The following is a 6,191-nucleotide window of genomic DNA, read 5'->3' on the forward strand; positions in this document are numbered from 1 at the left end:
CAGACATGGCTATCAACACTCTCGACGCCGAGGCGAAGAATCTCGGCGACTCCCCCAAGCTCAAGGCGCGTTCGAACTACGGGCGCAATCCCGACGGATCTCGGCAGACTCCTGTCAGCGCGTGGACCTCACGCGTCGTGATGGTCCTGGTGCTCCTGCTGTTCTCTCTGCCGGTGTACTGGATGCTCATCTCGGCCCTGAAGACTCCGGAGGAGCTCGCACAGTTCCCACCCACGTTCTTTCCCACCGAGTTCCGCTGGCAGAACTTCTCCGACGCCGTCACCGTGATGCCGTTCTGGCTGTTCTTCCGCAACACCGCGATCATCACGATCAGCGTGGTCGTGTTCAGCGTGGTCTCGAACTTCATCGTGGCCTACGGGTTCGCCTGCATCGACTGGCCCGGCCGCAACAAGGTGTTCTTCATCGTGCTGGCCACGCTGTTCCTGCCGTTCCCGGTGACCCTGATCCCCATGTTCGACATGTGGGCGGGGCTCGGATTCGTCAACACCTGGGTTCCTCTGATCGCACCGGCTCTGTTCGCCGGCGGGTTCTTCACCTTCCTGCTGCGGCAGTTCATGCTGCAGACGCCCAGGGACATGCTCGACGCAGCTCGCGTCGACGGGGCCAGCGAATGGTCCATCGCCTGGCGCATCGTGTTCCCCACCGCCCGACCGGCGATCACGGTGATCGCGATCTTCGCTGCAGTGGGCACCTGGAACGACTTCATGGGCCCCCTGATCTATCTGCAGGACGAGAGCAAGCAGACCCTCTCCATCGGTATGCAGGTCTTCCGTTCCGTCAACGCTCAGGACATCCAGTTCAACCTGCTCATGGCGGCGTCGTTCCTGGTGCTGCTGCCCCTGGTGATCCTGTTCTTCATCTTCCAGCGCTACTTCATCAGCGGTATCTCCCTCGGAGGTTTCAAGTGATCGATCGTCGAACCCTGCTGCGTGCCCTCGGTGCCGGTGCCAGCGTCACCATCGCCGGCGGCTCGATCGTCGGCTGCACCAACCGGCCTGTCGGAGAAGAGCGCGACCCCGACACTGTAAGAGTCTGGGGTGTCTCCAACAGCTTCGAAGAAACTCAGAGCGCTGTGCTCGAAGCGTTCACTGAACAGCATCCGGACATAAAGGTGAACGTCTCCGTCGCACCAGACAACGGAGCAGGAGATAACTCGCCGGTCATCACGGCAGTGCGAGGACGAACTGGCCCAGACATGTTCTGGATGGACCGATTCAATGGAGCTCAGTACGCCTCCCTCGGACTACTCGAACCAATAGACAGCCTGATCGAAGAATACGAAAATGTCTCACCTGACGAGTTCATGTCGAACTGGATCAAGTTCGCCGCAGACGAGTTATTTTACGATGGCCAATACTATGGCCTTCCGTTAGACACTGACACGAGGGCTCTATTCTATAACAAGGACTTGGCCGAAGAGGCTGGCATTGACCCAGCTCTACTCGATCCCGCGAATGGCCCGATGACCATTGACCAGATGTGGGAAATAAACGATTCATTCAATATTCAGGATTCCCGGGGGACCTACGAACGATTGACCTGGATACCTTGGGACGACCAGGGGTCTATGCTGATGTGGGCCTACGCCAACGGCGTCACAATGTTCGACAATCAGTCCTGCAATGTCACTCTTGACTCGAATGAAATGCTCAGTGTTGCCAAAATGTATGCCGACTGGGCTGATCGACTTGATTTCCCCCGCGTGGACGCATTCAAAGCCACATACCAGCCGCCGAACGCACCCCCTAGCCAGACCTCCTTCTTCTCGGGGAGGCAACTGTTTCAGATCAGTGTTCCAGACTCAGTCGGAAGCCTCAAGAAGTACAAACCAGACCTCCGGTACGGTTTGACACATCTACCTGTCGCCACATCCGACAGCGAACCCTTCAATTGGGCTGGCGGCTTTTCTTTCGCCATGCCCAAAGGATCGAGCATGTCAAAGTCCGCATGGGAGCTGATGAAGTTTTACGCCGGATACGAAGGCCAGAAGATTTACATGCCCGGCATAGCCAAGATTCCGACCTACATAAAGGCCATCAAGGATCGAGAAGCATACGATCCTGCAATTCAATTCTTTGTCGACCAGATGCCGTACGCGCAATCTCGATTGCCGTTGCCGGTTGGAACGAAGATTTGGGACGCGATGTTCACAATGCAGGATAGTCTGCACCAAAAGTCGCAGACTCCTGAAGATGCCGTGCGAATCGCTCAAGAGTACGTGAACCCCACAATGCAACAGTTCTGTCCTATTCAGCTCCCGGAAGGCTTCGGGGAGCCGGACCCCAACTTCCTGCTAGAGGACACCGACCTCATGTGAGCCACACCGCGATCCCCATGCCTTTGATCGCCCTCGGCGCGACCTTTCCTGGGTCGCGCCGGGGGCGCGGTACGATGAGCGCGTGACTGGACGGCTACTGCTTATGCAGCCGCGTCGGACAAGGCCTGCGTCCACCCTGCACGTCTGAGCGTGCGCGGTGCGCACGAGAGTGGGCACCGATGCGGCTCCCCTCGCCTGCGCGAGGGTTTTTTCATGTCACGAGACGCCTGGCGGCATCTGCCGCACTGATCCTTCGGAGGACGATTCACCCATGAGCGAGGCCCCGTACCGTTACACCGCCGCGGTGGCGGACGAGATCGAGCGCCGCTGGCAGCAGCGCTGGGACGACGCCGGCACCTTCCATGCCTACAACCCCGTGGGTTCGCTGCGCGGCAGCGCCGACTCGATGGAGCAGGCAGCGTCAGCCGCGACCTCGGAGCCGGCCGAGAAGATGTACATCATGGATATGTTCCCGTACCCCTCGGGGTCCGGGCTGCACGTGGGTCACCCCCTCGGGTACATCGCCACCGACGTGGTCGCGCGCCACCATCGCATGCTGGGCAAGAACGTGCTGTACACGATGGGGTATGACGCCTTCGGCCTGCCCGCCGAGCAGTATGCGGTGCAGACGGGCACCCATCCGCGCACCACCACCGAGTCCAACGTCGCCAACATGCGCCGCCAGCTGCACCGCCTGGGGCTCTCCCATGATCCGCGGCGCTCGCTGGCCACCACCGATCCCGAGTTCGTGAAGTGGACGCAGTGGATCTTCCTGCGCATCTTCGACTCCTGGTACGACCCGGAGGCCCCGAACGCCGACGGCATCACCGGGAGGGCACGGCCCATCTCAGAGCTGCGCGAGGAGCTGCGAGCCGGCACCGTGGATCCGTTCGCCCTGGCAGACCGCCAGGGGGTCGAGCTGCCCGCCGCCTGGGCAGGTCGCACCCTGGACGAGGTCACCGCGGCGAGCGATGCCGAGATCGCGCAGCTCGCGCATGCCTTCCGCTTGACGTACATCTCCGAGACCCCGGTGAACTGGTGCCCGGGCCTGGGCACCGTTCTGGCCAACGAAGAAGTCACCGCCGACGGTCGTTCCGAGCGCGGTAACTTCCCCGTGTTCAAGCGTCGTCTGCGCCAGTGGAACATGCGAATCACCGCGTACGCGGACCGACTGATCGACGACCTGGACCGAGTGGCCTGGCCGGAGTCGATCCGCTCGATGCAGCGCAACTGGATCGGCCGCAGCCACGGTGCCCAGATCACCTTTACCGCTGCTGGGATGGCCGCCGATCCCGCGGCGACCTTCGACGTGTTCACCACCCGCGCCGACACCCTGTTCGGGGCCACCTTCTGCGTGCTCTCCCCCGAGCACGCCCTGCTGGCGGACCCCTCGACCCTGCCTGCCCAGTGGCCGGAGGGAACCAAGGATGCCTGGACCGGCGGGGCGGCCACCCCTCGCGAAGCCGTCGAGGCGTACCGGACCCGGGCGGCAGCGCTGGGTGAGGAGGAGCGCACGGCCGATGACCGCGAGAAGACCGGCGTCTTCACCGGCCTGTTCGCCACCAACCCCATGGACGGGCGCGAGCTGCCGGTGTTCACCGCTGACTACGTGCTGACCGGGTACGGCACCGGTGCGATCATGGCCGTTCCCGCAGAGGACGCGCGCGACTACGAGTTCTCGCAGACCTTCGACCTGCCCGTCATCCGCACCGTGCGGCCGCCGAGCGATTTCGAGGGCGGCGCGTGGACCGGTGAGGGCGAGAAGATCAACTCGGCCCACGCCGAGCTGGACCTCAACGGTCTGGACAAGGACGAGGCGAAGGCCCGCGCCACGACGTACGCGCAGGCGAAGGGCTTCGGCAGTGCCCGCACCACGTACCGGCTGCGGGACTGGCTGTTCTCCCGCCAGCGCTACTGGGGCGAGCCGTTCCCTGTCGTCTACGACCCCGAACACCCTGAGGTGCCGATCCCGCTGCCCACCTCGATGCTGCCCGTCGACCTGCCGGAGGTCGCGGACTTCTCCCCCAAGACCTTCGACCCGCTCGATGCGGACACCGAACCGCAGACCCCGCTGTCGCGGGCCACGGACTGGGTCGAGGTCGAGCTGGACCTGGGCGAGGGACCGAAGCGCTACCTGCGCGAGACCAATACGATGCCGCAGTGGGCGGGTTCGTCCTGGTACCACCTGCGCTACATCGACCCCACCGAGGACGACGTCCTGGTGCGCCGGGAGAACGAGGAGTACTGGCTGGGCCCGCGCGAGGACGGCGGCGTCGGCGGCGTCGACCTGTACGTCGGCGGTGTCGAGCACGCTGTGCTGCACCTGCTGTACGCGCGCTTCTGGCACAAGGTGCTCTTCGACCGCGGCGATGTCTCCAGCCAGGAGCCCTTCCACCGTCTGTTCAACCAGGGCTACATCCAGGCTTACGCCTACACGGACTCCCGCGGCGTGTACGTCCCGGCCCAGGAGGTCGTCGCCGGTGACGACGGCTCCTTCACCTATCAGGGCGAGCCCGTCACCCAGGAGTACGGGAAGATGGGCAAGTCGCTGAAGAACGCCGTCGCCCCGGATGACATGTACGAGGAATTCGGCGCGGACACCCTGCGGGTGTACGAGATGTCGATGGGCCCGCTGGACCTCTCACGCCCGTGGGAGACCCGAGCTGTCGTCGGATCGCAGCGTTTCCTGCAGCGCCTGTGGCGCCTGGTGGTCGATGAGGAGACCGGTGAGCTGACCGTCTCCGACGAGCCGGCGGACCTGCCCACGCAGCAGGCCACCCATCGCACGATCGACGGGGTCAGCCGGGACATGGCCCAGATGCATTTCAACACCGCGATCGCCAAGCTGATCGAGCTGGTGAACCATCTGACCAAGGGCGGGGTCGCCCCGCGCGAGGCCGTCGAGGCCCTGGTGCTGATGGTCTCTCCGCTGGCCCCGCACCTGGCGGAGGAGCTGTGGGCTCGACTCGGGCACGAGGAGTCCCTCTCCCGCGCGGAGTACCCGGTGGCCGATCCCGCGCTGGTCAAGGCGGACATGACCACCTGTGTCATCCAGGTCAAGGGAAAGGTGCGGCACAAGATCGAGGTCGATCCGGAGATCTCCGAGTCGGATCTGGAAGCGCTGGTCATGGCTGAGGAGCGAGTGCGGGAGCTGCTCGAGGGACAGACGGTCCGCAAGGTCATCGTCCGGGCGCCGAAGATCGTGAACATCGTGATCTGAGCCAGCTGCGAGGCGCGTCCTGACGGGCCCGGGAGCCGAACGGTTCCCGGGCCCGTCGAGGTCGGGTCACGGTCGGGGTCGAGCTAGGTGTTGCGGGTCATGACGTTGTAGTCACGGAGCGGGGATGAAGGAACGGGTCCCTGACCGGCACGATGGGTGGTGCTGAAGCCATTCACCTGCTGGAAGAGACCCGTTCCATGACCCACCGTAATTCGCCGCTGACCCCTGCCGGAAGACTCCGCCTGGTCGAGCGTGTCGAAGATGATGGTCGACCCATCGCCCACGTCGCCGCCGAGGCTGGAGTCGCCCGCTCGACTCTGACGAAGTGGATCCACCGCTACCGCGATGACGGCACCGACGCTCTCCAGGACCGCTCCAGCGCTCCTACCCGCCGGCCCTCGCGGCTACCGATCGAGGTCCTTGAGCTCATCGATTCCTGGAGACGGGACCGCAAGTGGTCCGCCCGCCGCATCGCCCTCGAGCTCACCGCCCGCGGGCATCATTACTGCGTCCGCACCATCGGCCGCTGGCTGGAACGACTCGGAATCTCTCGCCGCCGTGACCTCGACCCGACCGGAGAGAACAACCGCGAGACCGGGAAGATCATCGCCCGTTTCCCGGGGCACATGCTCC

4 protein-coding genes are annotated in these 6,191 nt (G+C 64.0%); all 4 read left to right on the plus strand.

The genetic code is table 11. The features are described 5' to 3' along the window. Nucleotides 1-5: 5 nt before the first annotated feature. Entirely contained in the window at nucleotides 6-929 is a 924-nt protein-coding gene (locus INT51_RS15605; protein WP_193106259.1) for a carbohydrate ABC transporter permease, read from the plus strand. Beyond that, nucleotides 926-2,338 carry an ABC transporter substrate-binding protein gene (locus INT51_RS15610; protein WP_193106260.1) on the plus strand — a complete coding sequence of 471 codons (1,413 nt, stop codon included), beginning with the start codon at nucleotides 926-928 and terminating at the stop codon, nucleotides 2,336-2,338. Before INT51_RS15605 ends, INT51_RS15610 begins: the two co-directional genes overlap by 4 nt. 271 nt (nucleotides 2,339-2,609) lie before the next feature. Continuing rightward, nucleotides 2,610-5,558 carry a leucine--tRNA ligase gene (gene leuS / locus INT51_RS15615; protein ID WP_193106261.1) on the plus strand — a complete coding sequence of 983 codons (2,949 nt, stop codon included), beginning with the start codon at nucleotides 2,610-2,612 and terminating at the stop codon, nucleotides 5,556-5,558. Nucleotides 5,559-5,755: 197 nt separating this feature from the next. Next, nucleotides 5,756-6,191 (plus strand): leucine zipper domain-containing protein (locus INT51_RS15620; RefSeq protein ID WP_193106262.1); only part of this gene is annotated, 436 nt, incomplete at its 3' end.

Source organism: Brachybacterium sp. FME24 (assembly GCF_014897705.1).
Classification (GTDB): Bacteria; Actinomycetota; Actinomycetes; order Actinomycetales; family Dermabacteraceae; genus Brachybacterium.